The organism is Desulfovibrio piger ATCC 29098, assembly GCF_000156375.1.
Classification (GTDB): Bacteria; Desulfobacterota; Desulfovibrionia; order Desulfovibrionales; family Desulfovibrionaceae; genus Desulfovibrio; species Desulfovibrio piger.
In genome coordinates, this window is the sequence record NZ_DS996361.1 from 25,535 (window position 1) to 52,309 (window position 26,775).

General features: G+C 64.2%; 22 protein-coding genes and 1 other RNA gene. 10 read left to right on the forward strand and 13 right to left on the reverse strand.

What is annotated here, in order from left to right; genetic code table 11:
• Positions 1-210: 210 nt before the first annotated feature.
• The 3 genes from DESPIG_RS11835 to DESPIG_RS11845 all read right to left on the reverse strand — a co-directional run bounded on the left by DESPIG_RS11835 (position 211) and on the right by DESPIG_RS11845 (position 6,905).
• Positions 211-1,440: an MFS transporter gene (locus tag DESPIG_RS11835; protein WP_006009081.1), complete on the reverse strand. Its 1,230-nt coding sequence runs from the start codon at positions 1,438-1,440 to the stop codon at positions 211-213.
• 174 nt (positions 1,441-1,614) lie between these two features.
• Positions 1,615-4,185: a PEP/pyruvate-binding domain-containing protein gene (locus tag DESPIG_RS11840; RefSeq protein ID WP_147588968.1), complete on the reverse strand. Its 2,571-nt coding sequence runs from the start codon at positions 4,183-4,185 to the stop codon at positions 1,615-1,617.
• A 152-nt stretch (positions 4,186-4,337) separates the two neighbouring features.
• Entirely contained in the window at positions 4,338-6,905 is a 2,568-nt protein-coding gene (locus DESPIG_RS11845; RefSeq protein ID WP_006009085.1) for a sigma 54-interacting transcriptional regulator, read from the reverse strand.
• A gap of 230 nt (positions 6,906-7,135) precedes the next feature.
• Here DESPIG_RS11845 and DESPIG_RS11850 point away from each other — a divergent pair, with 230 nt between their 5' ends.
• The 10 genes from DESPIG_RS11850 (at position 7,136) to DESPIG_RS11895 (ending at position 16,368) form a co-directional block, all read left to right on the forward strand.
• Positions 7,136-7,441, forward strand: a complete 306-nt coding sequence (locus tag DESPIG_RS11850) for a DVU0150 family protein (RefSeq protein WP_006009087.1) — start codon at positions 7,136-7,138, stop codon at positions 7,439-7,441.
• An 18-nt stretch (positions 7,442-7,459) separates the two neighbouring features.
• The gene (locus DESPIG_RS11855) at positions 7,460-8,515 is read left to right on the forward strand and encodes a sulfite exporter TauE/SafE family protein (RefSeq protein WP_006009089.1); all 1,056 of its coding nucleotides are present in this window, start codon (positions 7,460-7,462) and stop codon (positions 8,513-8,515) included.
• An 11-nt stretch (positions 8,516-8,526) separates the two neighbouring features.
• Positions 8,527-9,117 (forward strand): DUF4881 domain-containing protein, encoded by a 591-nt coding sequence (locus tag DESPIG_RS11860; RefSeq protein WP_006009090.1) that lies wholly within the window; start codon positions 8,527-8,529, stop codon positions 9,115-9,117.
• Between the two features lie 130 nt (positions 9,118-9,247).
• Positions 9,248-9,562, forward strand: a complete 315-nt coding sequence (locus DESPIG_RS11865) for a hypothetical protein (protein ID WP_040370144.1) — start codon at positions 9,248-9,250, stop codon at positions 9,560-9,562.
• A gap of 110 nt (positions 9,563-9,672) precedes the next feature.
• A complete protein-coding gene (locus DESPIG_RS11870) occupies positions 9,673-10,515 on the forward strand; it encodes a hypothetical protein (RefSeq protein ID WP_006009094.1) in 843 nt (280 codons plus the stop codon).
• 327 nt (positions 10,516-10,842) lie between these two features.
• Positions 10,843-11,355, forward strand: coding sequence for a YchJ family protein (locus DESPIG_RS11875; protein ID WP_040370146.1), 513 nt, complete (start codon positions 10,843-10,845; stop codon positions 11,353-11,355).
• Positions 11,356-11,367: 12 nt separating this feature from the next.
• Positions 11,368-11,721, forward strand: coding sequence for a hypothetical protein (locus DESPIG_RS11880; RefSeq protein ID WP_040370148.1), 354 nt, complete (start codon positions 11,368-11,370; stop codon positions 11,719-11,721).
• A gap of 83 nt (positions 11,722-11,804) precedes the next feature.
• A complete protein-coding gene (locus tag DESPIG_RS11885; protein ID WP_006009099.1) occupies positions 11,805-13,145 on the forward strand; it encodes a hypothetical protein in 1,341 nt (446 codons plus the stop codon).
• Positions 13,146-13,217: 72 nt separating this feature from the next.
• A complete protein-coding gene (locus tag DESPIG_RS11890; protein WP_006009101.1) occupies positions 13,218-14,810 on the forward strand; it encodes a sensor histidine kinase in 1,593 nt (530 codons plus the stop codon).
• A 178-nt stretch (positions 14,811-14,988) separates the two neighbouring features.
• Positions 14,989-16,368, forward strand: a complete 1,380-nt coding sequence (locus DESPIG_RS11895) for a sigma-54-dependent transcriptional regulator (protein WP_040370150.1) — start codon at positions 14,989-14,991, stop codon at positions 16,366-16,368.
• Between the two features lie 633 nt (positions 16,369-17,001).
• Here the strand turns inward: DESPIG_RS11895 and ffs are convergent.
• The 10 genes from ffs to DESPIG_RS11940 all read right to left on the reverse strand — a co-directional run bounded on the left by ffs (position 17,002) and on the right by DESPIG_RS11940 (position 26,548).
• Positions 17,002-17,087, reverse strand: an RNA gene (gene ffs / locus DESPIG_RS13375) — signal recognition particle sRNA small type.
• Between the two features lie 31 nt (positions 17,088-17,118).
• A complete protein-coding gene (locus DESPIG_RS11900) occupies positions 17,119-17,916 on the reverse strand; it encodes an amidohydrolase family protein (protein ID WP_006009109.1) in 798 nt (265 codons plus the stop codon).
• Positions 17,917-18,073: 157 nt separating this feature from the next.
• The gene (locus tag DESPIG_RS11905; protein WP_006009111.1) at positions 18,074-19,036 is read right to left on the reverse strand and encodes a D-2-hydroxyacid dehydrogenase; all 963 of its coding nucleotides are present in this window, start codon (positions 19,034-19,036) and stop codon (positions 18,074-18,076) included.
• 212 nt (positions 19,037-19,248) lie between these two features.
• A complete protein-coding gene (gene pal / locus DESPIG_RS11910) occupies positions 19,249-19,716 on the reverse strand; it encodes a peptidoglycan-associated lipoprotein Pal (RefSeq protein WP_006009112.1) in 468 nt (155 codons plus the stop codon).
• Between the two features lie 214 nt (positions 19,717-19,930).
• Positions 19,931-21,244, reverse strand: a complete 1,314-nt coding sequence (locus DESPIG_RS11915) for a PD40 domain-containing protein (RefSeq protein WP_006009114.1) — start codon at positions 21,242-21,244, stop codon at positions 19,931-19,933.
• A 25-nt stretch (positions 21,245-21,269) separates the two neighbouring features.
• Complete coding sequence (locus tag DESPIG_RS11920) at positions 21,270-22,073, reverse strand: TonB family protein (RefSeq protein WP_006009116.1); 804 nt, start codon at positions 22,071-22,073, stop codon at positions 21,270-21,272.
• Between the two features lie 164 nt (positions 22,074-22,237).
• Positions 22,238-23,233: a cell envelope integrity protein TolA gene (tolA, locus tag DESPIG_RS11925; protein ID WP_006009118.1), complete on the reverse strand. Its 996-nt coding sequence runs from the start codon at positions 23,231-23,233 to the stop codon at positions 22,238-22,240.
• 6 nt (positions 23,234-23,239) lie between these two features.
• Positions 23,240-23,695 carry an ExbD/TolR family protein gene (locus DESPIG_RS11930; RefSeq protein ID WP_006009120.1) on the reverse strand — a complete coding sequence of 152 codons (456 nt, stop codon included), beginning with the start codon at positions 23,693-23,695 and terminating at the stop codon, positions 23,240-23,242.
• A gap of 1 nt (position 23,696) precedes the next feature.
• On the reverse strand, positions 23,697-24,392 hold the full coding sequence (locus DESPIG_RS11935) for a MotA/TolQ/ExbB proton channel family protein (protein ID WP_006009122.1): 696 nt from the start codon (positions 24,390-24,392) through the stop codon (positions 23,697-23,699).
• 242 nt (positions 24,393-24,634) lie between these two features.
• Complete coding sequence (locus tag DESPIG_RS11940) at positions 24,635-26,548, reverse strand: sigma 54-interacting transcriptional regulator (RefSeq protein WP_006009125.1); 1,914 nt, start codon at positions 26,546-26,548, stop codon at positions 24,635-24,637.
• Positions 26,549-26,775 lie beyond the last annotated feature (227 nt).

Sequence of the window (26,775 nt, forward strand, 5' to 3'; positions counted from 1 at the left end):
ACCTGCAAACATATGTTCCCCCCTACGTTATGTGTTTGGATATTCCTCCATGATCCCGGGTGGGCTGTGAACCTCCTTGTAAAAATAAGCCCATAAATAGAACCAATTGTGGGGGGGAGTCTTTGTAAATCTAAAAAATGTAAATATAGTTAAAACGTTAGATATGATAAGAAAAGGGATGGCAATTAGGATTAATTACCACCCCTTGCGTTATTTCTGCTGTTCCCGACGATCCCAAAGGGCCAGGCGCAGGCGGTCGAGGACCATGAAACCGCCACTGCACAGCACCATGAAGGCCGCCGCCATGAAGACGCCCCGGTAGCCGAAACCGGCATGGATCACGGCGCCGCCCAGCAGGGGCCCCAGCATGCCGCTGGCATCGAAGGTGAGCATCATCACGTTGGAATTGATGGAGCGCGTGGCGTCCGTGGAGCGGTCGTAGATGGTGGCCGCCAGCAGGGGATAGAGCAGGCCCAGGCCGATGCCGTACAGGATGGTCAGGGGCAGGAAGGCCCAAAGGGGCCCCCAGGCCAGACCGGTCATGCTGATGGCCAGCGCCACGGCACAAAGGGGCACGATGCGGTAGCGGGGCAGGGTATCCAGCACATGCCCGCCGAACAGGCGCACCAGGATGATGGTGGTGGTGTAGCCCATGAAGAACATGGCCGGGGTGGCGCCGGTGGTCACGCACAGGCCCTTCATGAAGTAGATGGCCAGGGCCGTCATGATGCTGAAGGAAAGGCAGGCCAGATAGATGCAGCCCAGGCCGGAATGGGTCATGGAATAGAGGATGGCCCGCGGCGTCATCTGGTTCCTGGCCGTATCGGCGGAGATCTCGGGCCTGCGCAGCTTGGGGGCCAGGGGCACGAGCATGCACAGGGCGGGGATGGCCAGCACGGCCATGAGGGCGAACAGGCGGGGCTCACCGCCCAGTAGAGGCAGGATCTGCTCGCCCACGGCCGGGATGATGGAATAGGGCAGCAGCGTGGTCAGGGAGAAGATGGCGAAGCCCCGGGCGCTTTGGCCCTTGGGGATGCAGCTGACCAGCACGGCCACTACGCAGCTGGAGTAGACCGCCAGCGAGATGCCCTGGGCGATGCGCAGGCCCAGGATCAGCCAGATGCTGTCGGGCCCGTGGATGAAGGGATAGGCCAGCATGATGCAGCTGGAAAGGCAGATGGTGACCAGCAGGGCGGGCAGCTTGCTGCGCGAGAGCAGTACGATGCTGGCCAGGGGCCGCCAGAGCAGGACCATGGCGAACAGGGCCGAAAGCAATATGCCGCGCCAGTTGGGGCTGACTTGCAAACCTTCCAGCCATTGTTCGAAGCAGTAAAAGACGGCCATATAGCTGTTGTTGCACATGGCCATGCAGAAAAGCAGGATGAAATCGCGGCTGAAGAGCGTCTGTTTTTTTTCGTTGTCGGGCAGCGTGGGGAGCATGGGAGACCGCCTTGCTGAAAAGGGAGAGGGAGACGAGACAATCTAAGGCTATTTGGTTGCGTCCGCAACCCGATCAACACAAAAAAGTGGTCACTCCGCCGAAAGAGAGAGGAACGGGAAAGCCCCTCCGCAAGGGAGGGGCTTCCATGACAACAAACGGTCCTCCGCGGAGGATCAGTGATATTCGCCGTTGAGGAACTTCATGGCATAGCCGTGCACGGCCGCGTCGGAGGTCATGAGCATGTCCATCTGGCGGGTCATGATGAGCAGCCGGCCCAGCTGGTCCAGGCGCGAGAGGACATCCAGCCGGGGATACTTCTGGTAGCGGGCGCGGATACGGTCGCCCACTATTTCTACAGTAAAGCCCAGTTCCGTCAGGATGACCCCGATGCAGCGCACGCGCCGTTCGCGCTGCACGCTGCCGGCCGCCCCGCCGGCGAACTCGAAGCGGATGTAGTTCTTGCTCAGGGTCTCGCCGCACCAGCTGTCCAGGATGGCGTAGTGATAGCCCACGCGCGAGGAGAAGTTCACGTAACGGTCCGAGACGATGGCATAGCTGCGGTCGCCGAAACGCTGGCCGCCCTGCTGGTTGCCGCCGCTCATGTTCTGGCTCATGACCGACAGGAAGCCCCGCATGTTGATGGGGCGGGGGCCACGGGCCTGGACGGCGGGATTGAGCATGCCGGACAGCACTTCCGCGAAAGGCTCGCTGATGACGTCCTCGGGCGTGACGCGGCGGGACTCGGGATTCTTGAGGCCGCCGCCGAGGTCGATGACATACAAGTCCAGCGGCACCGGACAGACCAGCTGGCTGGCCGCGCCCATGCTTCCTTCGGTGACGCTGTCGGAGATGAGGAACATCTCACTGTAGCTTTTTTCATGGGCGTAGCGCATGACGTCGTGCAGCGAGGTGCAGTTGGCCGGGCTGAAGAGCTCGGAGTGCGGGTCCACCAGATGCAGGGGCATGATGTAGCTGGCGATGCGGCGCAGCAGGATCAGGGCCGGGGTATCCGCCGCGGGGCGGCGGGGCTGCAGGCGCAGGGCCAGCAGTTCGGGGATCTCGCCCTTGAACACGCGCCCGCCGATGGCGTCCACGGTCACGACCTCGCCCTCTTCCAGCAAACTGGTGGCACCGGGCAGGTTGATGACCGTGGGCATGCCGAACTCACGGCAGACGGACGCCATGTGACCGGTAAGGCTGCCGGTCTCGGCGATGATGGCCGAGGCCCGCTGCATGGCCACCATGGCATCGGGCGAGGTGTGCTGGAGGAGCATGACCGCGCCTTCGGGGAAATGGGTGAGGTCCTGTGAGGGCTGCACGTGGATGACCGGGCCGCAGCCCACGCCCTTGGCCGCCACTTCGCCGCCGCTGAGCAGCGGGCGCAGGTGCGAGAGCGCCGGGGCCGTCACCTCGCTGACCGAGGCATCCAGGCCCATGGGGCGGGTCTGGAGCAGGATGATCTGGTCGTCTTCGTCCACGGCCCATTCCACGTCCTGCGGGTACTGGTAGTGACGTTCCAGTTCCAGCGCCATGGAGGCCAGCTGCTGCGCCTGTTCGTGCGACAGGCTGGGCACGTTGCGCAGGCTTTCGGGCACGTCCTCTTCCTTGCTCTCCACGCCGTGGCGTCCGGGCGCCAGCACGAGGCGGATTTCCTTGTGGGCGATGGTCTCCTGCTGGATGCGCAGGTTGGCGCGCGAGACCAGCCAGTTGTCCGGGGTGGCCGTGCCGTCCACCACCATCTCGCCCAGGCCCCAGGTGCCCTGGATCATGACGCAGTTGGAACGCAGGTCCACGGGATGCCGGGAGAACGCCACGCCCGCCGCCTTGGCCTGTACCATCTTGAGACAGCACATGCCCATGCTGGTGGCGTCCAGCGGGTAGCCGTTGCGGGCGCGATAGGCCAGGGCACGGGGCGAGAACAGGCTGGCCAGCACGCGCTTGAAGGCCGAGGGCAGGCTCTCGCGCGTGACGCCGAGGATGCTCAGGTACTGGCCGGCAAAGGACTGCACCCCGTCCTCGTCCACGGCACTGGAGCGCAGGGCGGCCTGTACCTGGCTGTCCTTGCCGAAGGCCTCGTCCCAGCCCTCGAACAGGGCTTTTTCCACTTCTTCGGGCAGGGGGGCCTCCAGGATCAGGTTCTGCACGGTACGTGCGGCGTCCTGCAGGCTGTGGGGCACGTCGGCGTCCACCTTGCACAGGGTGCTGTGGATCTTTTTGAACAGGCCGCTGGGGCGCAGCAGGGCCAGGCTGCTGGCCTGGATGGTCACGGCAAAGCCGGGAGGCACGGGCATGTCCAGCATGTTGCTCAGTTCGCCCAGGTTGGCGTTCTTGCCGCCCACGCTGTAGCCCATGCTGGCGTCCACTTCCGTCAGGGGCAGGATGAGCGCGTTGACGTCGCCGCGGGTGTGCTTCTCCAGCTCGTTCTCGATATGCTGCCCGATGGCGGCCACGCTTTTTTCCAGATCCTTGTAACGGTTGCGCGACATGTCGTTGAGGCAGGCCGCCATGCGTTCGCAGTGGAAGACCGCCTTGCGGGCGATGCGTCGGACCTGATGGGTCTCCAGATGCTTGTCGCCCCGCTGGGCCGCGTCCAGTTTGGCCAGGATGGCGGCCAGGTCCGCATTGGACTGGAGCAGCTCGTTGAAGGAGGCGTAGCGGCGGCCGAAAGCGGCCATGGCCTGCTCGCGGCTGATGCGCGGCTCCAGGCCAAACATGCGTTTGAGGATCTTGATGGTCGTGGTCATGGAACTTCCTTTTGCTTCCCCCGGCAGGGCATGGAAGGCAGACGCGCAGGCACGCCCGGCCTGTTCCTGGAAGGCCGGGACCGTCCGGGCAGACCGTCCGGCATCCGGCAGGCGGGCGTACCGCCATGCCGTCATGTCCCGGAAGGGCCGCCTCAGGCGCGGAACCCGCGTGCTGCCGGCAACACTATATAGCGTTGGGCCGGGCCGCGTCCTTCCCTGCGGACAAGGCCCAGACGGACCAGGATCTGCAAGTCATACTGGGCGGTACGCATGGAGATGTCCTTGCCTGCCATGTCCTGGTATTCCTGCCGGCTGATGCTGCCGAGCTCCACGATCTGGGGCAGCAGCCGGGCAAGGCGGGCATTGAGGCGCGGCTGGGCATCTTCCGCAACGGGCGCCGTGTCCTGCTCCTCGCTTTCGGCCGGAGCGGGCGGGACGACAGGATGTTCCGCCGTTTCCGAAGCCTCGTTGTGGGGCTGCCTGCTGTCGGCCCGTGCGGGCGGGCAGGAGAGCTTGCCGCGTTCCGGTCGCGCAATGTCCCCGGGAAGGGTATCCGGTCCCAACTGGATGTTTTCTGCAAAAATGAGGCCATTTTCGCAAAAAGCCAGGGCCCGGGTCAGGCAGTTCTGCAGTTCGCGCACGTTGCCCGGCCAGTGGTATTCCTGGAGCTTGCGCAGGGCGCCGCGGCTGAGGCGCGGCGTGGGCAGGCCCTGGGATTCCGCGGCCCGGGTCAGGAAGAAAACGGCCAGCAGAGGCAGGTCGGACTTGCGGCGGCGCAGGGGAGGCGTGCGGATGGTGATGACGGCCAGACGGTAATAGAGGTCCTCTCGGAAGGAGCCTTCCTGGGCGTCCTGCAGCAGTTCCGCGTTGGTGGCCGCGATGATGCGGGTATCGAAGGGGACGTCCTCGTCGCTGCCCAGCGGTCGGATCATGCGGGTGGAAAGCGCCCGCAGCAGGGCCTGCTGGACCTTGGGGGCCGCGTTGCCGATCTCGTCCAGCATCAGGGTGCCGCCCTCGGCCGTGAGGAAGGCGCCCTTGCGGGGCTGGCGCGCCTCGGTGAACGCGCCCTTGACGTGGCCGAACAGGGTGTCCATGAGCAGGTTCTCGTCCAGGGCCCCGCAGTTGATGGTGATGAAGGGGCCGTTGGCTCGGGGGCTGGCCTGGTGGATGGCCGCCGAGACCAGCTCCTTGCCGGTGCCCGTCTCGCCGATGACGAGGACGTCGGCCATGGTGGGCGCGGCCTTGAGGATGTTGGCGCGCAGGTCCTGCATGGCGGCGGAGGTGCCCACGAGGCCGTTGTCGGGGATGTCGTCCAGCTCCGGCATGTTCTCGGCAGGTTCGCGTGCCCAGCGGGCGTCCTGCATGAGCTGCTGGTTGAGCTGTTCCTCCTCGCTGCGGCGCAGGCGGTGGAGCAGGGCGTTGATGGCGTCCTTGAGCTGCTCCAGCTCGCGGGGCATGGGCGGCAGCACCAGCGGGTTGGAGCTGTGGCTGTCGATGCGCAGGTTCACTTCATTGGAGAGACGGCGCAGGCGCTTGGTGGTGCCGCGTGCCAGCCAGGCCAGGCCCAGGCCCAGCAGGCAGATGCCGGCCAGCAGGCAGATGCCGTAGATGCCGATGATCTGGATGCCGGTGCGGGTGGCGGTGAAGCTGGTGTCCAGCACGGCCAGGCCGCCCATGATGGTGCGCGGGCTGTCGGGGTTGGCGGCAAAGGTGACGGGCGCGAAGCTGACGCCTTCCACGGCGCTGTTCTCGTGGCCCCAGGCATCGCTGTTGTCCAGGAATATCTGGCCGGAATGGCCGCCCTGGACGCTGGAGACCATGGACCAGTAATTGACGTGGTTGGGGCCGGGACGGAAGGCTGTGCTGAAGCCCGCGCGGCCGAACTCGCCTTGGAAGCCCGCGCGCAGCGAGTCGCTGTTGAGGCGCCCGCTGGCCTCGTCCGCCTCCAGGTTCTCGGACTGGAAGAGCATCCAGCCCTGATTGTCGAAGAAGATGCTGCGGATGCGGGTCTCGTCGTCGGCGGTGCGCAGGGGCGCGGAGGACGAGGAGAACATGCTGATGGCGTCACGCAGGACGGTCAGGTCCAGGGAAAGGATGAGCATGCCCTGGAAAACGCCCTGGGCATCATAGATGGGCGTGGAGAAGCGGATGACGTACAGGGGGATGCTTTGCACGGAATCGTTGAGCGGGACCATGGAGTAGACCACTTCCAGCGGCTGGCTGACCTGCACATGTTCGGGCCGCTGGGCCGCGCTCAGGCTGGTGAAGGGGTTGCCCACGGTGGCGGAGGCGATGTCGGGAGGGATGGAGATGATCTCGCCGCCGTAGCTGAGCAGCAGATAGCGCTGGGAGGGATCCGTGCCCATGAAGGCCACCTCGCGATAGCGCAGGCCTTCGGCCCGCACGCGGAACTGGAGGCGCCGCACCATGTCTTTGGGATCCATGGAGCCCGCGGCCAGGATGAGGAGCTGGTTTCGGGTCTCTGTGAGAATTTGCTCAAGCGAAAGGCTCATGGCCTGCGCCTGCAGCTGGGCATTGCGGGCTATTGCGCGATTGACGAGGGCTTCGATACTGCGTCCCGTTGCGAGGAAAACAAGTAATAAAACCAGCGTCAAAAGCGGCAAACCGAGCAAAAGCACCCGGCTTGTCATGCTGCGGTTGACGAAGAACCGGGTGGTTTCCAGCGAATTTCCCAGGACGGGTCTGGTCCAGATGCGCATACATCCTCCCGATAACGCAAAAAACGTGCAACTTTCCTGAAAATCTATCCGCAATGCGCAGTTTGCGCAAGCGGAAAAACGCTTGGCGGTGTTGGTAATCAAGGATTTCCGGGTTTTTTAGCGAAATTGGCACGGGTGTTGCTTAAACAGGGCATGTGAAGTTTGGGACGAATGGTCCTGCCGTGGGACGCAGGATCTGGATGTAACAACCCCAAGACCCGGAGGAGAACATGAAAATGATGCGCAAGCTCTGGACAGCTATTGCGGGCAGCTTCATCATGCTGCTGGTCATGATGCCTTCCCTGGCCCTGGCAGCCAAGAAGGCAGCGGCAAACGTGGTCATCGTGGCCGATACCCGCCGCCTGGACGGTATCATGCTGTGGTGGGCGCAGATGTACAATGACAGCCATCTGTACTTCACCATCCTGACCATCATCATTATCCCGACGGTCGGCTGCATCTTCGGCTTCCTGGCCGACGTTGTGATGTCGCACATCGGTATCGACCTCAAGCACCGCGAGCTGGCTGAACACTAGGCCGGAAGGGAGGAAAACATGGATTGGTTGTATGTTTTGATGCCCATCTCCGGCGTGACGATTTTCTGGCCCGGTCTGATCATTCTGGGTCTCGGCGTCGGCATCATCGGTGGTTTCTTTGGTATGGGCGGTGCCTGGATGGTTACCCCCGGTCTGAACATCCTCGGCTTCCCCATGGCCTTCGCCGTGGGCACGGACGTTGCCCACATGGCCGGCAAATCCCTGATCTCGACCTTGCGGCACGGCAAGTTCGGTAACGTTGACTACAAGCTCGGCCTGACCATGCTGGCCGGTACCATCGTGGGTGTGGAACTGGGCGCCCAGATGCTGATGTGGCTGGAACGCCTGGGTTCCGTCGACAAGGTCGTGCGCTGGCTGTACGTCGTGCTGCTGATCTGCATGGCCTGGATGGTCTTCCATGACGTGGCCCTGCGCAAGAAGAAGGAACGCGAAGCCGCCGCCCGCGGTGAAGAGCTCTCCGCTACCGCTACCGGTATCGACTGGGCCTCCAAGCTGCACGCCATCCGCATCCCCCCCATGGTGCACTTCCATGGCGCCGGTATCTACTGCTCCGCCTGGCTGCCCATCGTGGTCTCCCTGTTCACTGGCTGGCTGGCCGGTATCCTCGGCATCGGCGGCGGTCTGATCCGCATGCCCGCCCTCGTGTACCTGGTCGGTTGCCCCACCCACGTGGCCGTGGGTACGGACCTCTTCGAAGTGGCCATCTCCGGCCTGTACGGTGCCGCTTCCTTCACCTTCAAGGGTCGTACTGAACTCGTGGCCGCCCTCATCATGCTGGTCGGTGCTGCCATCGGTGCCCAGGTCGGCGCTGTGGCCACCAAGTACATCAAGGGTTACGGCATCCGTATCGCCTTCGGCTGCGCCGTGCTCGGCTGCCTCGCTTCCGTGGTCCTGAAGCTCATCCAGCCCTACTTCCCCGCCTATGCCGGCTTCATCAACGGCGTGGCCACCGTGGTGGTCCTGGGCTTCGTGAGCGCCATCTCCCTCTACATCACCGTCCGTATGGTTCAGGGCGCCAAGGCAGAACTGGCCGCCAAGAAGCGCCAGGCGTAAGGAGGCAGCACATGAGAATGCGTAACGTAATCCTGACTCTGGTACTGGCTCTCAGCCTCGGTCTGACCGCGTGCGAATTTGGCCAGGTGGAACAGGGCCGCTGTGTGGCCTTCAATCCCGAAACCAAAACCCTTCTGGTGGTGCTGGACGTCAACCATGACCAGCTCAACCCCCACTACTCCGGCGGCATCCATGAGTACACCCTGCCTGCCGATCCGGCTGAAATCGGTCCCCTGCCCGTTCCCGGCGGCCGCGTGATGTTCGACCTGGAAAAGTCCACCGTCACCATCTTCAACCCCGAGACCAAGGCTCTGGAAGTCCTGAACGTGACCTTCACCGATGTCGAGAAGGGCATCAAGCGCACCCATCCCAAGGTGCACGGCAAGACCTTCCCCATCATCGACAAGGACAAGATGTCCGTGACCGAATACTCGGCTCGCCTGCAGGCCCTGGTGACCTTCACCATCCCTGCTGACAAGATCGACCTGCCCCCGTCCACCTGGGAAGCTGGTGACGAAGTCCGCATGTACTACAAGGAAAATGCCAAGCATCAGGCCCTGCGGTTCATGAACATCACCCGCACCAACATCTTCAAGAAGTAAACAACAGCAGCATCCACAACCAGGGGGGCGGCCCTCCGCCCCCCACCCCTCCTGCTAGACGAGACTGCCGTGAAAAGCCTTTCCCGGCAGTCTTTTGATAACAGACCTTCTTCCCGCCAAGGAGCCCGTCATGACCAGCAGCTACAAGCGTTCCCTGTATTCCAGCATCGTCCGCATTGTTGCCAATGTGATGATGATCGGCGCTGTCTTCCTGGGCATGTACATGGCCTCCCGTTCGCCCATGTCCTCCATGAGCACGTTCTGCCTCTGGTTCTTTGGCATCTCCATTCCTGTCTGGATGGGGGCGTTCGCCCTGATCCGCAAGATCCGCCAGGTCTACGCCGACGAAGGCGCCACCTATATCGAACTGCCCCGGCAGGGCGCCAGCCTGGTCTACTGGCGGGTCCTGGAACAGCCCCAGCATCACCTGGGGATCGTTCGCTGACATTCGCCTCCGGAAAAGCCCGCTGCCCTCCGTCCCCGCCGCTTTGGGCCGGGGCCCGAAGCGGAGGCGGCGGGCTTGCCGGAAGGCCGCTCTTCCTCTAGACTGCCCGTATGAGCGATTCCTCCAATTCCTTCTGGCAGGCACTGCCAGCCCTCAAAGAACGCCAGCGCCGCACAGGTCTGCTGGCTGCTCTTGTGCTGGGGCTGGCTGTCCTCGTTCTTGTGGACGGTCTGCAGGCCCTCATGCGTGCCGGGTCCTACCATCTGGATATCGTTGCCGGGCAGGGGACCATGCTTTCCGGCCCCATCGGTATCGACAAGCCGCGCGACAGCGACCTGCTGGTCTCCGTGACCCCGGAAGGCGCGCCGCTGAGCTTCCGTCTGGACGGTTTCTTTGCCAGCTACTGGTTCGGCAACGGCATGTGGCGCGGCGAGATCGTGGCGGAGCAGGGGGCCACTCCCGGGACCTACGCCCTGAGCGTCCGGGTGCGCGGCACACCGGCCAGCGCCACACAGCGGTACGAGATCACCGTCTGGAGCGACGCCGCCAGTCAGCGCCAGGGAGCCTATTCCCTGACCGTGTCCCTGCTGGGCTTCAATCCCTTCTGGCTGTCCGGCATCCTGGCCTGTATCGGCATCGTGCCGGGCCTGCTCTCCTTCCTGTCCGGGCGGCGCATCGTCAGGCTGCTCTGGTTCGCCGGGTTCAGCGAAGTTTTCCGCACGGCGCCCCAGAAGGACGGCAGCCTGCTGCTCTGGTGCCCGGGCTCCAAAAAGGAAGGCCCCGCCGAAGGCGCCCTGTGCGAGGTGGTGGATGCCGACGGGCAACCGCTGGGCCGGGCCAGGCTGGAGAAAAAGGCCGCCACCTGCATGGAATTGCGGCTGGCTGCCGGGGAGCTGCCTGAAGACGAGGTCCCGGAAAGTTGCTACGTGCGCTTGTCGGCACCGCGCAACTGATCGCTTTTTCTAAAGATCGCATGAGGGGCTTCCCGGCAGGGAGGCCCTTTCCATCTCCTGCGTGGTCCGGGTGTGTGACGTTTGGGAGCGGACGGGGCTTCGGCCTTGTCCGCATGTTCCATCATCGGGGGGACGGGGCGTGTCTGTCCGATGGGCAGCCTCCCGGGAGTGCTGATCGTCGGCCGGTAGCTCCGCCATGTCCCGTAAACCCTCCCGTGGCGCCGTTCCCCGCCTGTCCTGCTTGCCGCCGGGGCGGCCATGGGCTACACTTGCAAAGCGCCGTGGCTCCTGTCATGGCAGCTGTCATAACAAGGATGTAACTGCAAGATGTCTGAACTGTGTCCCTGCGGCAGTGGCCGCCCTCTGGACGAATGTTGTGGTCCCTATCTGGAAGGCAAGGCCTGGCCCGATGATGCCGACACCATGGTGCGTTCGCGCTTCAGCGCCTATTGCCTCGGCAAATTCGATTATCTGGTGGAGACCACCCATCCCGCCTATCGCGAAGATCTGACCGCCCAGATGCTGGAAGAGCAGACCCGTGACGTCCACTGGCTGCGTCTGGACATGGGCCCCTGTGAAAAGGACCAGCCCGAAGGCGAGAACGGCGAGCTTTTCGACACGGCCGAATTTTATGCCTACTACGAGCTGGAAGGTTCCGTGCGCCAGATCGGCGAACGCAGCTTTTTCCAGCGCAAGGACGGCAAGCTGTACTATGTGGACGGCGTGGCCCGTCGTCCCAAGGCCTACCGCCGTCCCGAGCCCAAGGTGGGCCGTAACGATCCCTGTCCCTGCGGCAGCGGCAAAAAGTACAAAAAGTGCTGCGGCCGGGAATCGGCCTAGGCGGGGGGATCCATGGCCAATCCTGGCCCTGTTGCCGCCATCCGGAAATTTTGTCTTGAATGTCAGGGCAATTCCTCCCGTTCCGTGCGCCAGTGCGCGGATGAGGACTGCCCCTTGTGGGGGTGGCGTATGGCCGCCGTCGAGGCGGACAGCCGCCCGGAATGGCATGGCCCCGATGCGCCGCGCCGCGCCCTGCGCGTCATCCGCGGGCAGTGCATGATGTGTGCGGGCAGCCGTGCCGACGTGCGTCAGTGTGCCGCCCGTGAGGACTGCGTGCTGTGGCGTTACCGTTTCGGTGTGCGGCCGCAGACCTATAAGGACGTGCGCCGGCGCTTTTTTGCCCCCAAACCCTTGAAACTGTTTTGATCTTACGGAGCGGCGCCGTCGCGGTGCCGCTCCGGCCTTTTGGCTTCCCTTGCGGAAGCCGTCCCGTCTATGGGGAGGACACCATGATGCATACGCTTGAATGGTCCCGCGCCTATACAGGCCGCCTGGAGCGGGAAACCGCCGCTGCTTTCGCTGCACGTGCGCCGGAGCTGGCGCACCGTCTGGAGACGGAATGCGCACAGGGCTTGCTGCCCTTCCTGACCATGCCGTACCGGGAGCGTCTGGAGCGGGAACTGCCGCCCCTGCTGCCCCGGGTCCGTGCGCGGCGCCACATGCTGGTGCTGGGCATCGGCGGCTCGGCGCTGGGCGCCCGCGCCCTGCAGCGCGCCTTTGCGCCCGGGCAGGATGGCCCCTGCCATGACGGCCCCTGCCTCTGGATCGCGGACAATGTCTGCGCCGCCACTTTCGAGAGCTGGCTGGCCAAGTTGCCGCCCCGCGAGACCACCGTGGTCTGCATCAGCAAGTCCGGCGGCACCATCGAGACCCTTTCCCAGTATTTCCTCTGCCGGGACTGGCTGCGCCAGGCTCTGGGCGAGCGCTGGCATGAGCACATGATCGTGGTCACGGACCTGCACAAGGGCTTTTTGCGGGAGGAGGCCTCCCGCTACGGTCTGGATTCGCTGGAAGTACCGGACAATCTGGGCGGCCGCTATTCGGCCCTCTCGGCCGTGGGGCTGCTGCCCGCCGCCTTTCTGGGCATCGACTGGCAGGCCCTGCTGGACGGTGCGGCTTCTGTGGCCCGTCCGCTGGCCCAGGATCCCTCCTGCCTTGCCGGGCATCCCGCCTTCCACCTGGCCTGCTGGGCCAACGCCCTGGAGAGCCACGGCTACAGCCAGCTGGTCTTCTTCTGCTATGTGCCGCAATGGTCCACTTATGGCCCCTGGTTCGCCCAGCTCTGGGCCGAGAGCCTGGGCAAGGACGGCAAGGGCATCATGCCTGTGCCCGCCACCGGAGTCACGGACCAGCATTCCGTCAACCAGATGTTCCTGGACGGGCAGCGTGACAAGGGCTGCATCTTCGTGACCGCCCGGGGGCTGGAGCAGGGACGGCATTTCGGCCAGGATCTGCCGGAGAACTGGAGCTGGCTGCGCGGCAAGCCTTTCGGGGCCCTGCTGGAAGCCGAAGGCCTGGGCACGCGCATGGCCCTGTGCAAGAGCGGTGTGCCGCTGATGCACATGGAGATGGGCGAATGCACGCCCCGTGCGGCGGGCAGCATGATGCTGCTGCTGGAAGCTGCCACGGTCTTCACCGGCTGGCTCATGGGCATCAACCCGCTGGACCAGCCCGCTGTGGAGCTGGGCAAGCGGCTGGCCAATACCCGTCTGGGAGCGTCCGGTTATCCCCGGGAGGCTGCCGACCTTGCCGAGTATCTGGCTGTGGCCCAGGAGCCCGAAAGTTTCTAGGGAGCCCGTTTTTCCCTGCCGCGTCTCCGGCCTGTCCTGTCTCGGGCCGCGGACGGCAGACTGGAGCATCGCATGTTCAAAGGTGGTACCGCCGCAGCGGGAGCGACGGCAGAGCAGGATCTGCCGCTGAGCTATGCCCGCACGCTGTCCTGGCTCTCGCTGCTGGTCATCATGGCCACCAGTCTGGTGCTGTCGTTCTTCATCGCCAATTCGGCGCGTGAGGCTCTGCTGACACGTCAGGAGAACTTCTCCCGCCTGCTGGCCGAGAACCTCAACCACCAGATCTACCGGCGTTTCGCCCTGCCCACCCTGCTGGCCCACGGCCGCATCGCGCTGCGCCAGCCCAGCCAGTACGAGCGGCTGGATCAGGTGGTGCAGTCCGTGGTCCACGGGCTGCCCATGGAACGCCTGCGCATCTATGACTTCACGCGCGTGGTGGCCTATTCCACCAGCCGGGAAGAACTGGGGCGCATGGGCGTGGGGCCGGAAAGCCTGGACGATACCTTGCGCGGCGGCGTGCCCAAGCCGGAGCTCATCTCCAATATCCCGGACTGGCGGGCCATCTTCCATCTGCCCCTGCCGTCGGGGACCTTTGTCCTGCGGACCCTCTATCCCCTGCGCGGGGAGCCCCTCCAGCCGGGGGCGGAGCCGCCCATCATGGGGGCCCTGGAGCTGACGCAGGACATCACCAGCGACTACGAGCAGATCCTGCTTTTCCAGGGCGTCGTGGTGGTGACCTGCCTGCTGTCGTCGGTCATCATGTTCGCCTTGCTCCTGATGCTCATCCAGCGGGCGGAACGTGTCCTGGCCGACCGTATGGCCAAGAACCGCCAGCTGGAGAACGAGCTGCACAGCAACGAGAAACTGGTCAGCATGGGGCGCGTCATCGCCAGCATCGCCCACGAGATACGCAATCCGCTGGGCATCATCCGCTCCAGCGCGGAGCTGCTGCAGCGCCGCATGGGCAAGGCCGATGCCGGGACATCGCGCATCCTGCAGGCCATCTATGACGAATCCGTCCGTCTGTCGCAGACGGTCAACGATTTTCTGGACTATGCCCGCCCCCGCCAGCCGCGGCAGGATCTGGTGGATCTGGATCTTGTGCTGAGCCAGGTGCTGGCCTTCCTGGAAGGGGAGCTGGGCCGCGTGGGGGTGGCCGTGGAACGGGCCACCTCGCCCGGGCTGTGGGTGCGCGGTGACAAAGACCTGCTCTACCGGGCCATCTACAACATCCTGGTCAATGGCCAGCAGGCCATGGACGGGCCGGGCATCATCCGCATCAGCAGCCGCATGAGCGATGACGGACGCGTGGTGCTGGAAGCCCTGGACTCGGGGCCGGGCTTCGATCCGGCCCTGCTGGACAGCGTGCTGGATCCCTTCTTCACCACCAAGGACGGCGGCACGGGCCTGGGCCTGCCCATCGTCAGTTCCATCATCAACAGCCATGGCGGCGAGATCCAGCTGGCCAACGGGCCCGAAGGCGGGGCCCTGGTGCGCATCCTGTTGCCTGCGGCGGAGCCTGAGCATCCTGAAGAGCCTGAAGTTCCGGCTGCCGTCCCTGCCCCGGCGGAAGTCCAGCCCGCCGCGGAAGAAAGCGGGGAGACCGCCGCCCAGCCTGCTGATAAAAAGGAAAACGGGACGCCGGAGCCCCGCAAGGAAAGCTAGACGTGTCGTACGCCGGGTTGCCCCCGCCTGCGGGCAGTCCGGAGCAGGAACGATGATGCAGGCGGGGCTTGCAGCGTCTCCCGCCGGCGGGGCCGCTGGGCAGAGAAGCCGTTTTTTTGCGGGCAATACGGTCCTGGACTGATCGGAGCCGCCTCACGCCTGTATGGGGAGAGACACCATGAGTGACAAATCGCATATTCTGGTCATCGACGACGAAAAGAACTATCTGCTGGTGTTGCAGACCCTGCTGGAGGATGAAGGCTACACCGTCACCGCTATCAGTGATCCCGAGACGGCCCTGGCCTTCCTGGCCGAGAGCGAAGTGGACGTGGTGGTGACGGACATGAAGATGCCCAAGGTCTCCGGGCGCGAGGTGCTCCAGCATGTGAAGAAAAGCTGGCCCTACATCCCGGTGCTCATCATGACGGCCTTTGGCTCCATCGAAAGCGCCGTGGAGGCCATGAAATACGGGGCCTTCGACTATATCACCAAGCCGTTCTCCAATGACGAGCTGCTGCTCTCCATCCACAACGCCACGGAGCTGGCCCGCGCCCACCGCCAGTACCGCCTGCTGCAGGAAGCCATGGAAGAGCGTTACAGCGTGCACCAGATCGTGGGCCGCAGCCGCGCCATCCGTGATGTGCTGGTCATGGTGGACCGCGCCGCCCCCAGCCGTTCCACGGTGCTCATCACCGGCGAGTCGGGCACGGGCAAGGAACTGGTGGCCCGCGCCATCCATTACGCCAGCCCGCGCAAGGAAAAGCCCTTCGTCTCGGTCAACTGCATGGCCCTCAACCCCGGTGTGCTGGAGAGCGAGCTCTTCGGCCATGAAAAAGGCTCCTTCACCGGTGCCGTGGCCATGCGGCGCGGCCGTTTCGAGCAGGCCGACGGCGGCACGCTCTTTTTGGACGAGATCGCCGAGCTGACGCCCGATCTGCAGGTCAAGCTGCTGCGTGTGCTGCAGGAGCGCCGTTTCGAGCGCGTAGGCGGCGGTGAGGAGATCGAGGTGGACATCCGCGTGGTGGCCGCCACCAACAAGGATCTGGCCGCCATGGTGGAAAAGGGCACGTTCCGCGATGACCTCTATTATCGTCTGAACGTGGTGCAGATCCCTCTGCCGGCCCTGCGCGAGCGCCGGGAGGACATCCCGCTGCTGGTGGCCCACTTCATGGACAAGGTGGCGCGCGAGAACAACATGCCGGCCAAAAAGTTCACCACCGAGGCCCTCAACTATCTGAGCGGCTACGAATGGCCCGGCAATATCCGCCAGCTGGAGAACGTGGTGGAATCCTGCATGGTTCTGGTGCCCGGTACGGTCATCGACGTGGACAACCTGCCCGCCGAGATCCGGGACGAGGACTCGCAGTTCAAGAGCGCCGTGGACCTGCTGCCCGTGCAGCTGGATCTGGCCGATACCCTGGAGAAGATCGAGGCCGCCCTCATCCGTCGTGCTCTGGTGCGCGCGGATCTGGTCCAGGTCAAGGCCGCCGAACTGCTGGGCATCTCCAAGAGCCTCTTGCAGTACAAGCTCAAGAAATACGCCATCACCGGACATTAGGGTGGGGAAGGATGTTTGCGGGGGGAGGGAAACCTTTTCGGGGAAAAGGTTCTCCCTCCCCCCGATCCCCCCACCTTTCCAAAACCTTTTATTCAGGTCCCTGACGGCTGTCGTGACATGGAAAGATTTCTGGCCTTGCCGGTCCCCGGCAGGGCCTTTTTGTTTTTGGGGAAGGCCGTTTGAATGGAGCGCTTTGTGAGGATGATTTTTCTTGCAGGACAGGCTGTTTCCCTTCGTGCGGGCTCTTGGGAGGCTGTTCCTATGAATTGCGGGTGGCTTGAAGGCGTGTGCCAGGGCAGAGAGCCGGTAGCCTGGAGAGGGCGGGGAGCCTGACGTGGCGCTTCGGGCCTGATGCCGCTCGGTAGAGGACCATCAAGCCGTATTTCGTGACGCACCGGCGCCAGCGTTCTTATAAAGCGCGCTGGGAGGGGAGGGGGGCTTGGGTGAAGGGGGACTCCTCTCGCGCGAGCAGCGACCGAATGGCGGCCCGAAGGGCCGTGCCCGTCAGCGACGAAGGAGCTTTACGGGCATGGGCAGCAGAGATGAGGGGGCTCCCTTCCCCCAAAAAAGCACCTCCCCAAAACCATGTGCTACAAACGCAAAAAGCCGCGAACGTTTCCACGCTCGCGGCTTTTGTGGGCCGGACACCCGGCAGCGGCTGTTACCGCTGCTTTCTTTCGAACCTGACGGGGTTGGCAGTGCTGCCGCCGTCCGGCTTGAAGGCAAGCTAGCCGTAAAAGGGGGCTGCTGTCAAGCCCCGATCCTCAGCAGACGGCCCGCATTGCTGAGGATGCGCTCTATGGCGTCCTCGTTCAGGCCGCTCATGGTACGCAGGCGCTCCAGCTCGTGGGCGGGGTCATAGAGCGGCCAGTCCGTGCCGAACAGCAGCCTGTCCGGGGAATGGCGGGCCAGCAACCGTTGCAGGAGCGAGGGCGTCACATAGGGCGTGGTGCTGGAGGTGTCTATCCAGAGGTTCTCGAAGTCGCCCAGGGCCTCCAGGCTGTAGTCCCACATCTGGTAGCCGCCGAAATGGGCACCGATGACCCGCAGGCGCGGGAAGGAACGCATGAGGTCGGCCAGCATGAAGGGACTGGAAGGGGCCTTTTCCAGGGGATCGTCGCTGCCGATATGGATCTCGAAGACGAAGTCGTCCTGGGCGCTCTCGAAGATGGGCAGCAGGCGGCGATCGTTGAGCGCGAAGCCCTGGAAATCGGGATGGAGCTTGATGCCGCGCAGGCCGCCCGCCTTCATGCGTTCCAGCTCGTCTTCCCAGTCCACATAGGCCGGATGCAGGGTCCCGAAGCCGATGACTTCTTCATGTTCCCGTTGCAGCTTCATGGCGTAGTTGTTGGCCGGGATGACCTGTGCGGGGGCCGTGGCCGCGCAGAGGACGATGCATCTGTCGATGCCGGCGGCCTTTTCACGCTCCAGGAGGTGTTCGATGGTGCCGTCACCGCGGCAGTCCAGGTGATAGACCGTGTTGAGATGGTCCACGGCCTTGTGGGCGATCTTGGGATGGAAAGCGTGGGTGTGGATGTCGAAAAACATGATGGGCTCGGATGTCTTGTGGGAGAGGCGTTCCTGTGCCGTCCGCACGGCTTCCTTGGGGAAGATGCCGCCGGAGGGGCGCTCTCTGCTGTTCCGTGACGGAGGGTGGGACCGGCCGGAGCCGTGCCCGCGCCTCCGCTATTCGTTCTGTCGCTGCCTAGTCCTTCACACCGTTGACCACATTGACAGGGGTGCCCTGTTGCCAGCGGAGGATGTTCTCGGCCGTGAGGTTGATGATGTTCTGCCGCGAACGGGCCGTGGCCCAGGCCATATGGGGCGTGATGAGGGTATTGGGCGTGTGCAGCAGGGGATTGTCCGCCGCCGGGGGCTCCTTGGCCAGCACGTCCACGCCCAGGCCGCCCAGCTTGCCGCTGTGCAGGGCCTCGGCCACGGCGGCTTCATCCAGCAGGGGGCCGCGGGCCGTGTTGATGAGGATGGCGCCGGGCTTCATGCGGGCCAGGGCCTTGGCGTTGATGATGGCCCCGGTGGCATCGGTCAGCGGACAGTGCAGGGAGATGACATCGGCCTGCTGGAAGATCTGATCCGTGGAGGCGAAGGCGAAGGGGCTGTAGGACGGAGGGTTGCGGGGCGTGCGGCAGTTGGCCAGGACGGACATGCCGAAGGCGTGCCCCAGCTCGCCCACACGGCGGCCGATGGAGCCGAAACCGATGACGCCCAGCGTCCGCCCGCGCAGGCAGACGGGAGTGGTCTTCCAGTAGCACCAGGTGTCCTTCCATTCTCCGGCGCGGACGCTGGCCGTATGGTCGCTGGTGCGGCGGCACAGCTCCAGCAGCAGGGCCCAGGCGTGCTGGGCCACGTCGTCCACGCCGTAGGCCACCACATTGCAGACAGGGATGCCGTGTGCGGCGGCATCGGCAGTATCGATGATGTCATACCCGGTGGCCAGGACGGCCACCATGCGCAGGTCGGGCAGATGGGACAGCGTGGCCGCCCGCAGGGGGACTTTGTTGGTGACCAGCACTTCCGCGCCGGCGGCCCGTTCCACGATCATATCCTCGGGCGTATGGCCGTGGATGACCACCTCGCCCAGTTTTTCCAGGGGCGCCCAGCTGATGTCGCCGGGGTTGATGACGTCGCCGTCAAGCACAACTATCTTCATGTGGATCCTTGCTGCGCGCACTGCAAAACGGGCAGGCAGTGTCTGCATGGCCTGTTGCCCGGACAGGCAGGGGAAGAAAAAGGGGCAGTCCCTGCTTTTTCGTGAGCAGTGTAGCCTTAGCCGTACGGCCCCGCAAGGGGCGGCCCTTGGACAGGGAGCGAAAAAAAAGGGTCGCCCCGAAGGGCGACCCTTAAAAGCCGGATGGCTGACGACTAGTGAGCGATCACGCAGAAGTCGTCGCGGCGGTTCTGGGCCCACACGCTTTCGCCGGAACCCTGCACCACGGGCTTTTCCTTGCCGTAGCTGATCATTTCCAGCTGGCCGGGGTTCACGCCCAGGCGAACCATGTAGTCATAAGCGGCGCGGGCGCGGCGTTCGCCCAGGGCCAGGTTGTATTCCTGGGTACCGCGTTCGTCGCAGTTACCTTCGATGCGCACGCGGATGCTGGGGTACTTCTTCATCAGTTCAGCCTTGGCGGTCAGCATGTCTTTGTACTGGGGCTGAATGTCGAACTTGTCGAAAGCAAACAGCACGCGACCGTCAGTGATCTGCTGGATGGCAGCACGCATTTCGGGGCTCATGTCATCGACATCGCCGGTGGCGTCCTGGGTCTTCTTGGCGCAGCCGAAACCGGCGGCGAGGGCCATAACCAGAGCAAGGATAAGAGCGTAGCGTTTCATTGTGTGTCCTCCTGAACAGCTCTAACTCCAAAAAGGTACCTTTCCTTTCTGTACACAGCGGATGGTGGTATCCCATCCGCAGAACGGATGGTATATGTGAACCAAGTTTTGTCAAGTCAGGATAGGGGGGATTCCCCTATTTTTTCCAGAAATCTGCCCGGTTTTTCCAGAAAAGCCGGGCAGGATCTCCGGATTTTACAAAATTTGTCCGAAACTACTTGCCGTCGGGCATGCCCCAGCGGGGGAACGAGGCCGCGCCGCCGCCGGTGGGCACCTTCTTGGCATCGCCGCCATGACGGGTGGTCAGGTAGATGCCGCGGGAGCCGCCGCGGCTGGAGGCGAAGGCGATGAAGTAGCTGTCACCGCAGAAGGAGGGCTGCTCGTCGCTGCCGGGGCCGAAGGTGATCTGGCGTTCCAGGCCGGTGACCATATCCTGCACGAAGATGCGGTGGCCGTACTCGGTCATGCGGCTGTAGGTCACCAGGGTGCCGTCGGGCGAAAGGTTGGCTTCGGTATTGTAGCCGCCGTTCTTGCTGACGCGGGTGATGCTGCCGGAGCTCAGGTCCTTCATGAAGATCTGGGGGCCGCCCAGGCGCGAGGAGGTGAAGACCATCTTGGTGCCGGTCCTGTCGAAGGTGGGCGACACGTTGATGGAGTTACCGCCTTCGAGGATGCGTTCCTTCTGGAAGCCGTGGTTCAGCAGGAAGATGACGGGGTAGCGGCCGTTGGACAGGGCCACGGCCACCTTGTTGTCAGGCGTGAACGAAGGCCCGATGACCACGTTGCCGGGGAAGCGCACGCGCTGCACGCTGCCCTTTTTGCGGTCCCACACGCCCAGGGAGTGGGACTTTTCGTCGATATGGGTGAAGACGATGAAGCGGCCGTCCGGGGACCAGGCCGGGGACATGGCTTCGCCCTTGATGTTGGTGATCTGGCGCAGGTCGCGGCCCGTGGGCTTGACCAGCCACACGTTGGCGGACAGGCGGCCGGACTTCTTGACGAAGGCCAGGGTTGAGCGGAAGAAGGCGCCGCTGCCGGTCAGCACTTCGAGCAGGTCGGCGCAGAAGCGGTCGGCCACTTCGGGCAGGTCGCCGGCACGCACCTGGGGATATTCCTTGCCGAACAGGCGGCCGCCGGTGTTGGTCTCGAAGGCGCGGATCTGCACGGAGCTGGTGCCGCTGTCACCGTTGGGCCAGTAGGTGGTGACCACGATGTCCGAACCGGCCAGCTGGAAGCGCTTGAAGTCCAGGTTCGGGGGCTCGTAGCCGGGCAGCAGGATGCCGCCCAGCACGGAGGCGGCGGGCGTCAGGCGCATGAAGGGCAGGAAGCTGAGGTTCTCTTCCACCAGTTTCTGCAGTTTGGCGCCCATGCCGTTGGCCTGCTTCTGGGGGCCGGTGATGGGGGCGGCCAGGGCAAGGTTCACGATATTCTGGCCGGGGCCGTAGATATCGACGCGCATGGCGGCCTGGGCGGTGCTGCCCAGGGACAGCGTGACGGCCAGGGCCAAAAGGATGGCAAGACGTTTCATGGCGTAATGGTCCTTGTGGTGGTGTCTAGCGCACCAGAGTTAGGGTGGCGTTCACAAATCTGCCCACAGCCGCGGGCGGGGGGCTGACCTTTCCTGCCCGGCGTATGCCCTGCCGGACATATCTGTCAAGCAGCTCGCTGCCGCTGCTTTGCAGGATGCTGTAATTGAGGATCTTCCCCGAGGCGTCCATCTCCAGGCGCACCGTGGCGTAATAGGTGCCCTTGGCCAGCTCCGCGGGGATGAAGGTGGCGTTACGCAGTTCCATGACCAGCTTGCGGAAATAGGCCGCGTGCTTGGGCCCGTAGGCGTCCTGGGCCTTCAGCGGCGTGGTCAGGGTGGCGGGCTTGCTGTCCAGCGTGACGGGCGCGCTCTTGGCCTCGGGAGCGGGGGCGGCGGCAGGCGCGGCCGTGCCCGCCGCGGACTTTGCGGCGGCCTGACGGCGGTTGATGCCGGAAAGGTCGGCCATGTTGCCCTGCCAGAAGGTCAGGTAGACGTCCTGGCTCATGCCGTAGGGCGGCTTGCCCAGGTCGGCGGTCTTCATGGCCGCGCTGCACACGGAGTCATTGAGGGCCTGGCTGGCGGACTTTTCGACATAGCCGCAGCGCTCCACCTTGCCTTCCGCGTCCACGCGCACCACGATGCGCACCTTGCCGCGGTCGGCCGGGGCGGCCCAGTTGGCCAGGATCTTTTCCATGGCCTCACCGGCGTAGCCGTTGGCCACGTCCGCCGCGGCAGCGCCCGTGGCTTGGGCGTGCAGCGGCATCAGGCACAGCATGAGGGCCGGCAACAGGACCGGGAGAGCCAGCGGGCGGAAAAGGGTTCGTTTCATGTGACCTCCACGAAGGCATATGTGCATGGGGATGCGTCTCTCATGCAGCGATGCCGTTCCAGAATGGCGCATCCTTGGGGAAAGCGGGGCCATCCCCGGCGATGCGGGATCTCCAAGACAGCAAGGCGGCCGCACCACCGGGCACGACCGCCTTGACGGACCGGCTAGCGGCCCATGAGTTCGTTGAGTGTGAAGACAAGGTCCAGCTCGGTGTACTGTTCCGACGGCGGCGGCGGGAAGGCCCCCGCCCGGCTGGTACGCCAGATGGCGTTGGCCGCCGAGGAGTCGTACTGCGCGTTGCCGGAGCTTTGCGTCACGTCGACTTTTTCCACTTCACCCTGCAGGTTGACCTTGACCCGGACCACGCAGACCAGGTTCAGGCGCGTGGCGGAAGTGAAGCTCCAGTTGGGACGCACGGCAAGCATGACCTGGCCCATGTAGACGTCGTTGAGGCCACCGCCGCCGGGGCCGTCGCCTTCGCCGCCACCGCCGCCGCCATCGCCGCCGGCATTGCGGCGGGCCTGGGCCAGGGCCTGTTCCACGCTGCTGCCCTTGTCCCCGGATTCGACGCGGGACGTGGCTTCGCGGCGGGCCTGGTTCATGGCTGCGGCCACGGGATCGCCCTTGGACGGCTTGTCGGCCTTTTTGTCGGTCTTCTTGTCGTCTTTGGGCGTGGACTTTTTATCGTCCTTCTTCTTGTCGTCCTTCTTGGGCTTTTCGGGCTTTTTGTCGTCGTCCTTTTTCTTGTCCTCTTTCTTTTTCTTGTCTTTTTTGTCGGCCACCGGGGTGGCGTCCTTGGGTTCGGGCTTGGGCTTGACCTCATGCTTGGGCTCAGGCTTGCGCTCGACCTTGGGTTCGGGCTTGGCCTCCACCGGACGGGCTTTGTCCGCCGTGGGGTCGGCCTTGACCTCCGGCCGTTCGGGCGCGGCCGCATCGGCCTTTTTGGCCGGGGGCGAGACGTCCTTGGGGCCGTCCGTGGGCTTGCCCATCTTGCCCAGGATGCTCGAGGGCGTGCGGTTGCCGCCCGGAGCGCCGCCCACCAGGCTGATCATCACCGGCGGCGTCTCCAGGTTCACCGGAGGCGAGCTGGGCCAGAACATGATCAGCAGGAAGACCGCCAGATGCAGGCAGAGGGAAAGAAGATACGAGGCCCAGTTCATCGCTGACTACTTCCCGCCTTTGGCGGCTGCCGCGGCGGCAGCGGGCGACAGGCTCTCGGAGGAATCGGCCACCACGCCGAGCTTTTCGATGCCCACGGCCTTGATGCGGCCCATGACATCCACCACCACGCCGTAGGGGACTTCCTTGTCGGCACGCAGGAAAAGGGTCTTGTTCTTTTCCTTGACCAGGGTCTGGAGGTAGCCTTCCAGGTCATCCATGGTCTGGACCTCGTATTCGTCCAGGAAGATCTTGCCGTCGTGGCGGACGGTCAGCATCATGTTGTCGTTTTCGGTCGGCAGCACTTCCACCTGTTTGGTCTGGGGCAGGTCCACTTCCAGCCCCTGGCTCATCATGGGAGTGGCCACCATGAAGATGATCAGCAGCACCAGCATGACGTCCACGAAGGGCGTCACGTTGATCTCGGAGACAAAGCGGTTGTTGCCGCCCACGCTGGCGCCCATCTTACATCTCCGTGGCGCCCGTGCGCTGCACGGGACGGTGGGCATTGAGTTCGCGCTGCACGCGGTTGAGGAACACGCCGGCAAAGTTCACCAGCAGGGTGTCCACCTGCGAGAGCTTGCCCATGAAGATGTTGAAACCGATGGTGGCGGGCACGGCCACGCCCAGACCGATGGCCGTGGCCACCAGGGCTTCGGAGATGCCGGGGGCCACCGTGGCCAGGGACGCGGACTTGAGCATGCCGATGGAGTGGAAGGAGTGCATGATGCCCCACACCGTACCGAACAGACCGATGAAGGGGGCCGTGTTGGCGGTGGTGGCCAGCAGGGAGAGGGAGCGCTCCAGACGGGCCATCTCGCTGGCCACGCCCTGGCGCAGGGAGCGGCGCACGTTGTCCACCACGATCTCGCTGCTGTTGCCGGCTTCCTTGGAGCGGTTGAACTCCATCACGCCCTGATGGGCCACGAAATAGAGCGGGGACGCACGGTCGGAACCCAGGGAGAGCACGGCCTCACGCAGGCTGGGGGCCTTCTCGAACAGGTCGGTGCCCTGCAGGGCCTTGCGGTAGGCGGCGTTGAGGGCCAGGGTTTTCTGGATCATCATGCCCCAGCTGCCCACGGACATGAGCACCAGGATGCACAGCACGATCTTGGCCACGAGACTGGCCTGGCTGATCATCGAAAAGAAACTGAACTCCATGTATCACTCCTGGAGATGGAAAAATGGTGTGCCTGGGATGGATCCTGTGCCCTGCCGGACACGGCATGTATGCACCGGAAAAAAGAAAAACGCCAAAGAGCCCCTGCCATCCGGGCGGCCCCGGAAGGCAACGGCTGTGCGCGGCGTTGAACCGCCCGGAGAATGCAACGTTCGCCGTCTTTTTTCAAGCGTTTTTTCTGTGTCGCAGGGGAGGACGGCGGCAGGGCGCGCTGTCTCCCGCCCTAGTCCGCATCGCACATCTTGCGCCAGAGGGTATTGAGGCTGATCCCCAGGGAGCGGGCAGTGCTTTTTTTGCTGTACTGCTGGCGGACCAGTTCCTGGCGGATGATCTTCTTTTCCATGAGGCGCAGGCGCTGGCGCAGGCTGCCGCTTGCGGGCAGGTCCTGTTCCTCCCGGTTCTCGGCTACCCTGCGGGGCGAGGCCAGGATGCCCTGCGTCTGGCGCATGTCGAGCAGCAGCTCCTGCAGCAGGGGCATCTGGAAGGCATCGCTGGTGGACATCAGGCAGTAGCGGCGCAGCAATGCGTCCAGCTCGCGCACGTTGCCGGGCCAGGGATAGCTGCAAAGAAGCTCGATGGCTTCGGGGGGCATCTTTTTGTGGATCATCCCCATGCGGCGCATGATATGCCGGACAAGCAAGGTCATGTCCTGGAGGCGTTCACGCAGGGGGGGCATCTCCAGGCGCAGCAGCGTCAGGCGGTAATAAAGATCCGCCCGGAAGCGCCCCTCCCTGACCTCCTGCACGAGATCCTTCCAGGAAGAGCAGACCACGCGGGCATTGACGGTCACGGGCCTGTCTCCGCCAAGGCGGAAGATCTCGCCGCTTTCCAGAACGCGCAGGAGCCTGACTTGCACGGCGGCGCTGATGTCCGCGATCTCGTCCAGGAAGATGGTGCCGTCCTGCGCCAGTTCGAACAGGCCCTGCTTGCCGCCGCGGCGGGCGCCGGTGAACGCCCCTTCGGCATAGCCGAACAGTTCGCTCTCCAGCAGGCTTTCCGGCAGGGCGCCGCAGTTGACGGCCACGAAGGGCGCGTGGCGCCTGGGGCTGGCATTGTGGATGGCATGCGCCAGCAGCTCCTTGCCCGTCCCGCTTTCCCCGTGGATGTATATCCCCGCGTCGGACTCGGCGAAACGCTGGGCGTGTACCCGCAGGGTCCTCATGGAAGGGCTTTCGCCAAGAAGGTCGTTCAGCGTGAACTTGGCCCGCAGGCCTGCCTGGCGGGAATGCTTGAGCCGCCGTTGCAGATCCGTCAGGACAACATCGGGTGTCAGGACGCTCAGGGCTCCTTTCTGGATGCCATCGACCACGACGGCGCTGCTGGTGAAGACAAGGTCCTGGCCGTTCTCGCCTTTCAGGGTCCCTTCTGTGGGCCGTCCCGTTTCCAGGCTTTCGGCAAGGCCAAGGTGCTGCAGTGCCCAGCCGTCCCGGAGCCGATCCTGCCCCAGGGCCTGTCTGGCCACGGGATTGCTGAGGGCCAGCTTGCCCGCAGGGTCGACCCCGATGACTCCTTCATGGAGGGCATCGACCACGTCCTGGAGCCAGGCCGCGTGTTCGCGGTCACGGCGGCGGGCCTGGGCGATGTTGGACGCTTCCTCGAAGGCCCGTTCCAGGGCCTCGTTGCCCGGACAGACCACGATGCCCGGGCAGTGGTGGGCCTGCGCGATGGAGACGCAGACGCCGCCCCCCACGACGCAGCCGGCGCCCTGGGCGATGGCCTGGGTGATGCCCAGGGTCAGTTCCCGGGAGTTGGTGAAACGGATAGGCTGCAGGCGGATGTGCAGCAGGCGGGAGAACAGTTCCGACCAGGGGGGGATGGCGTCATAGCATGTCACGGCCACATTGTCCGTATATTCGCGGGCTTCCATCAGGGCCTGCAAGATGGACATATGGCTCCGGGAGATGGTGACGACGGGTTCGTTCAGATGACGGCGCAGGAGCTTCCCGGTTCCGCCGCCGCCCAGGATCACATCCACACCCTGGTCGAACAATCGTTTGGCCACGGGCAGCGCCTCTTCCATGGTAGCCAGACGGACTTCTTCCAGCGGCCACCCATGCTCCTGAGCATAGGTCTGGACCTTTTCTGCCACCACAGCGGAGTTCGAAACGAAGGCGAAGGAAAAGGAAGTAGACAACATAATGTCTCCTGCTCCGATGGGATATGGTGCGGGCCGTCGGAATGACACCGGGCATACGACTTCAAGAGGCAGGGGGCCCGCAAAGACAGGCGACGGACGACATCTTTCAGTATCGTCTATGCATTAGCTAGTTTTCTCATCTTTATCCATAAAATTGTCTTGGGATGTCGCGGCTGTCAATGCAGGTCCGGGACTGTCGCTCAGTACGACAGCCCCGGAGCGGCGGG

Excerpts from the sequence above, each read along its gene's own strand:
- DESPIG_RS11855 (WP_006009089.1), top strand. The coding sequence starts at position 7,460 with ATGGATTGGTTGTATGTTTTGATGCCCATCTCCGGCGTGACGATTTTC.
- DESPIG_RS11935 (WP_006009122.1), bottom strand. The coding sequence starts at position 24,392 with ATGGAGTTCAGTTTCTTTTCGATGATCAGCCAGGCCAGTCTCGTGGCC.
- DESPIG_RS11875 (WP_040370146.1), top strand. The coding sequence starts at position 10,843 with ATGTCTGAACTGTGTCCCTGCGGCAGTGGCCGCCCTCTGGACGAATGT.
- DESPIG_RS11850 (WP_006009087.1), top strand. The coding sequence starts at position 7,136 with ATGAAAATGATGCGCAAGCTCTGGACAGCTATTGCGGGCAGCTTCATC.
- tolA (WP_006009118.1), bottom strand. The coding sequence starts at position 23,233 with ATGAACTGGGCCTCGTATCTTCTTTCCCTCTGCCTGCATCTGGCGGTC.
- DESPIG_RS11860 (WP_006009090.1), top strand. The coding sequence starts at position 8,527 with ATGAGAATGCGTAACGTAATCCTGACTCTGGTACTGGCTCTCAGCCTC.
- DESPIG_RS11885 (WP_006009099.1), top strand. The coding sequence starts at position 11,805 with ATGATGCATACGCTTGAATGGTCCCGCGCCTATACAGGCCGCCTGGAG.
- DESPIG_RS11880 (WP_040370148.1), top strand. The coding sequence starts at position 11,368 with ATGGCCAATCCTGGCCCTGTTGCCGCCATCCGGAAATTTTGTCTTGAA.
- DESPIG_RS11870 (WP_006009094.1), top strand. The coding sequence starts at position 9,673 with ATGAGCGATTCCTCCAATTCCTTCTGGCAGGCACTGCCAGCCCTCAAA.
- DESPIG_RS11890 (WP_006009101.1), top strand. The coding sequence starts at position 13,218 with ATGTTCAAAGGTGGTACCGCCGCAGCGGGAGCGACGGCAGAGCAGGAT.
- DESPIG_RS11865 (WP_040370144.1), top strand. The coding sequence starts at position 9,248 with ATGACCAGCAGCTACAAGCGTTCCCTGTATTCCAGCATCGTCCGCATT.
- DESPIG_RS11845 (WP_006009085.1), bottom strand. The coding sequence starts at position 6,905 with ATGCGCATCTGGACCAGACCCGTCCTGGGAAATTCGCTGGAAACCACC.
- DESPIG_RS11895 (WP_040370150.1), top strand. The coding sequence starts at position 14,989 with ATGAGTGACAAATCGCATATTCTGGTCATCGACGACGAAAAGAACTAT.
- DESPIG_RS11940 (WP_006009125.1), bottom strand. The coding sequence starts at position 26,548 with ATGTTGTCTACTTCCTTTTCCTTCGCCTTCGTTTCGAACTCCGCTGTG.
- DESPIG_RS11920 (WP_006009116.1), bottom strand. The coding sequence starts at position 22,073 with ATGAAACGAACCCTTTTCCGCCCGCTGGCTCTCCCGGTCCTGTTGCCG.
- DESPIG_RS11930 (WP_006009120.1), bottom strand. The coding sequence starts at position 23,695 with ATGGGCGCCAGCGTGGGCGGCAACAACCGCTTTGTCTCCGAGATCAAC.
- DESPIG_RS11840 (WP_147588968.1), bottom strand. The coding sequence starts at position 4,185 with ATGACCACGACCATCAAGATCCTCAAACGCATGTTTGGCCTGGAGCCG.
- DESPIG_RS11835 (WP_006009081.1), bottom strand. The coding sequence starts at position 1,440 with ATGCTCCCCACGCTGCCCGACAACGAAAAAAAACAGACGCTCTTCAGC.
- pal (WP_006009112.1), bottom strand. The coding sequence starts at position 19,716 with ATGAAACGCTACGCTCTTATCCTTGCTCTGGTTATGGCCCTCGCCGCC.
- DESPIG_RS11900 (WP_006009109.1), bottom strand. The coding sequence starts at position 17,916 with ATGTTTTTCGACATCCACACCCACGCTTTCCATCCCAAGATCGCCCAC.
- DESPIG_RS11905 (WP_006009111.1), bottom strand. The coding sequence starts at position 19,036 with ATGAAGATAGTTGTGCTTGACGGCGACGTCATCAACCCCGGCGACATC.
- DESPIG_RS11915 (WP_006009114.1), bottom strand. The coding sequence starts at position 21,244 with ATGAAACGTCTTGCCATCCTTTTGGCCCTGGCCGTCACGCTGTCCCTG.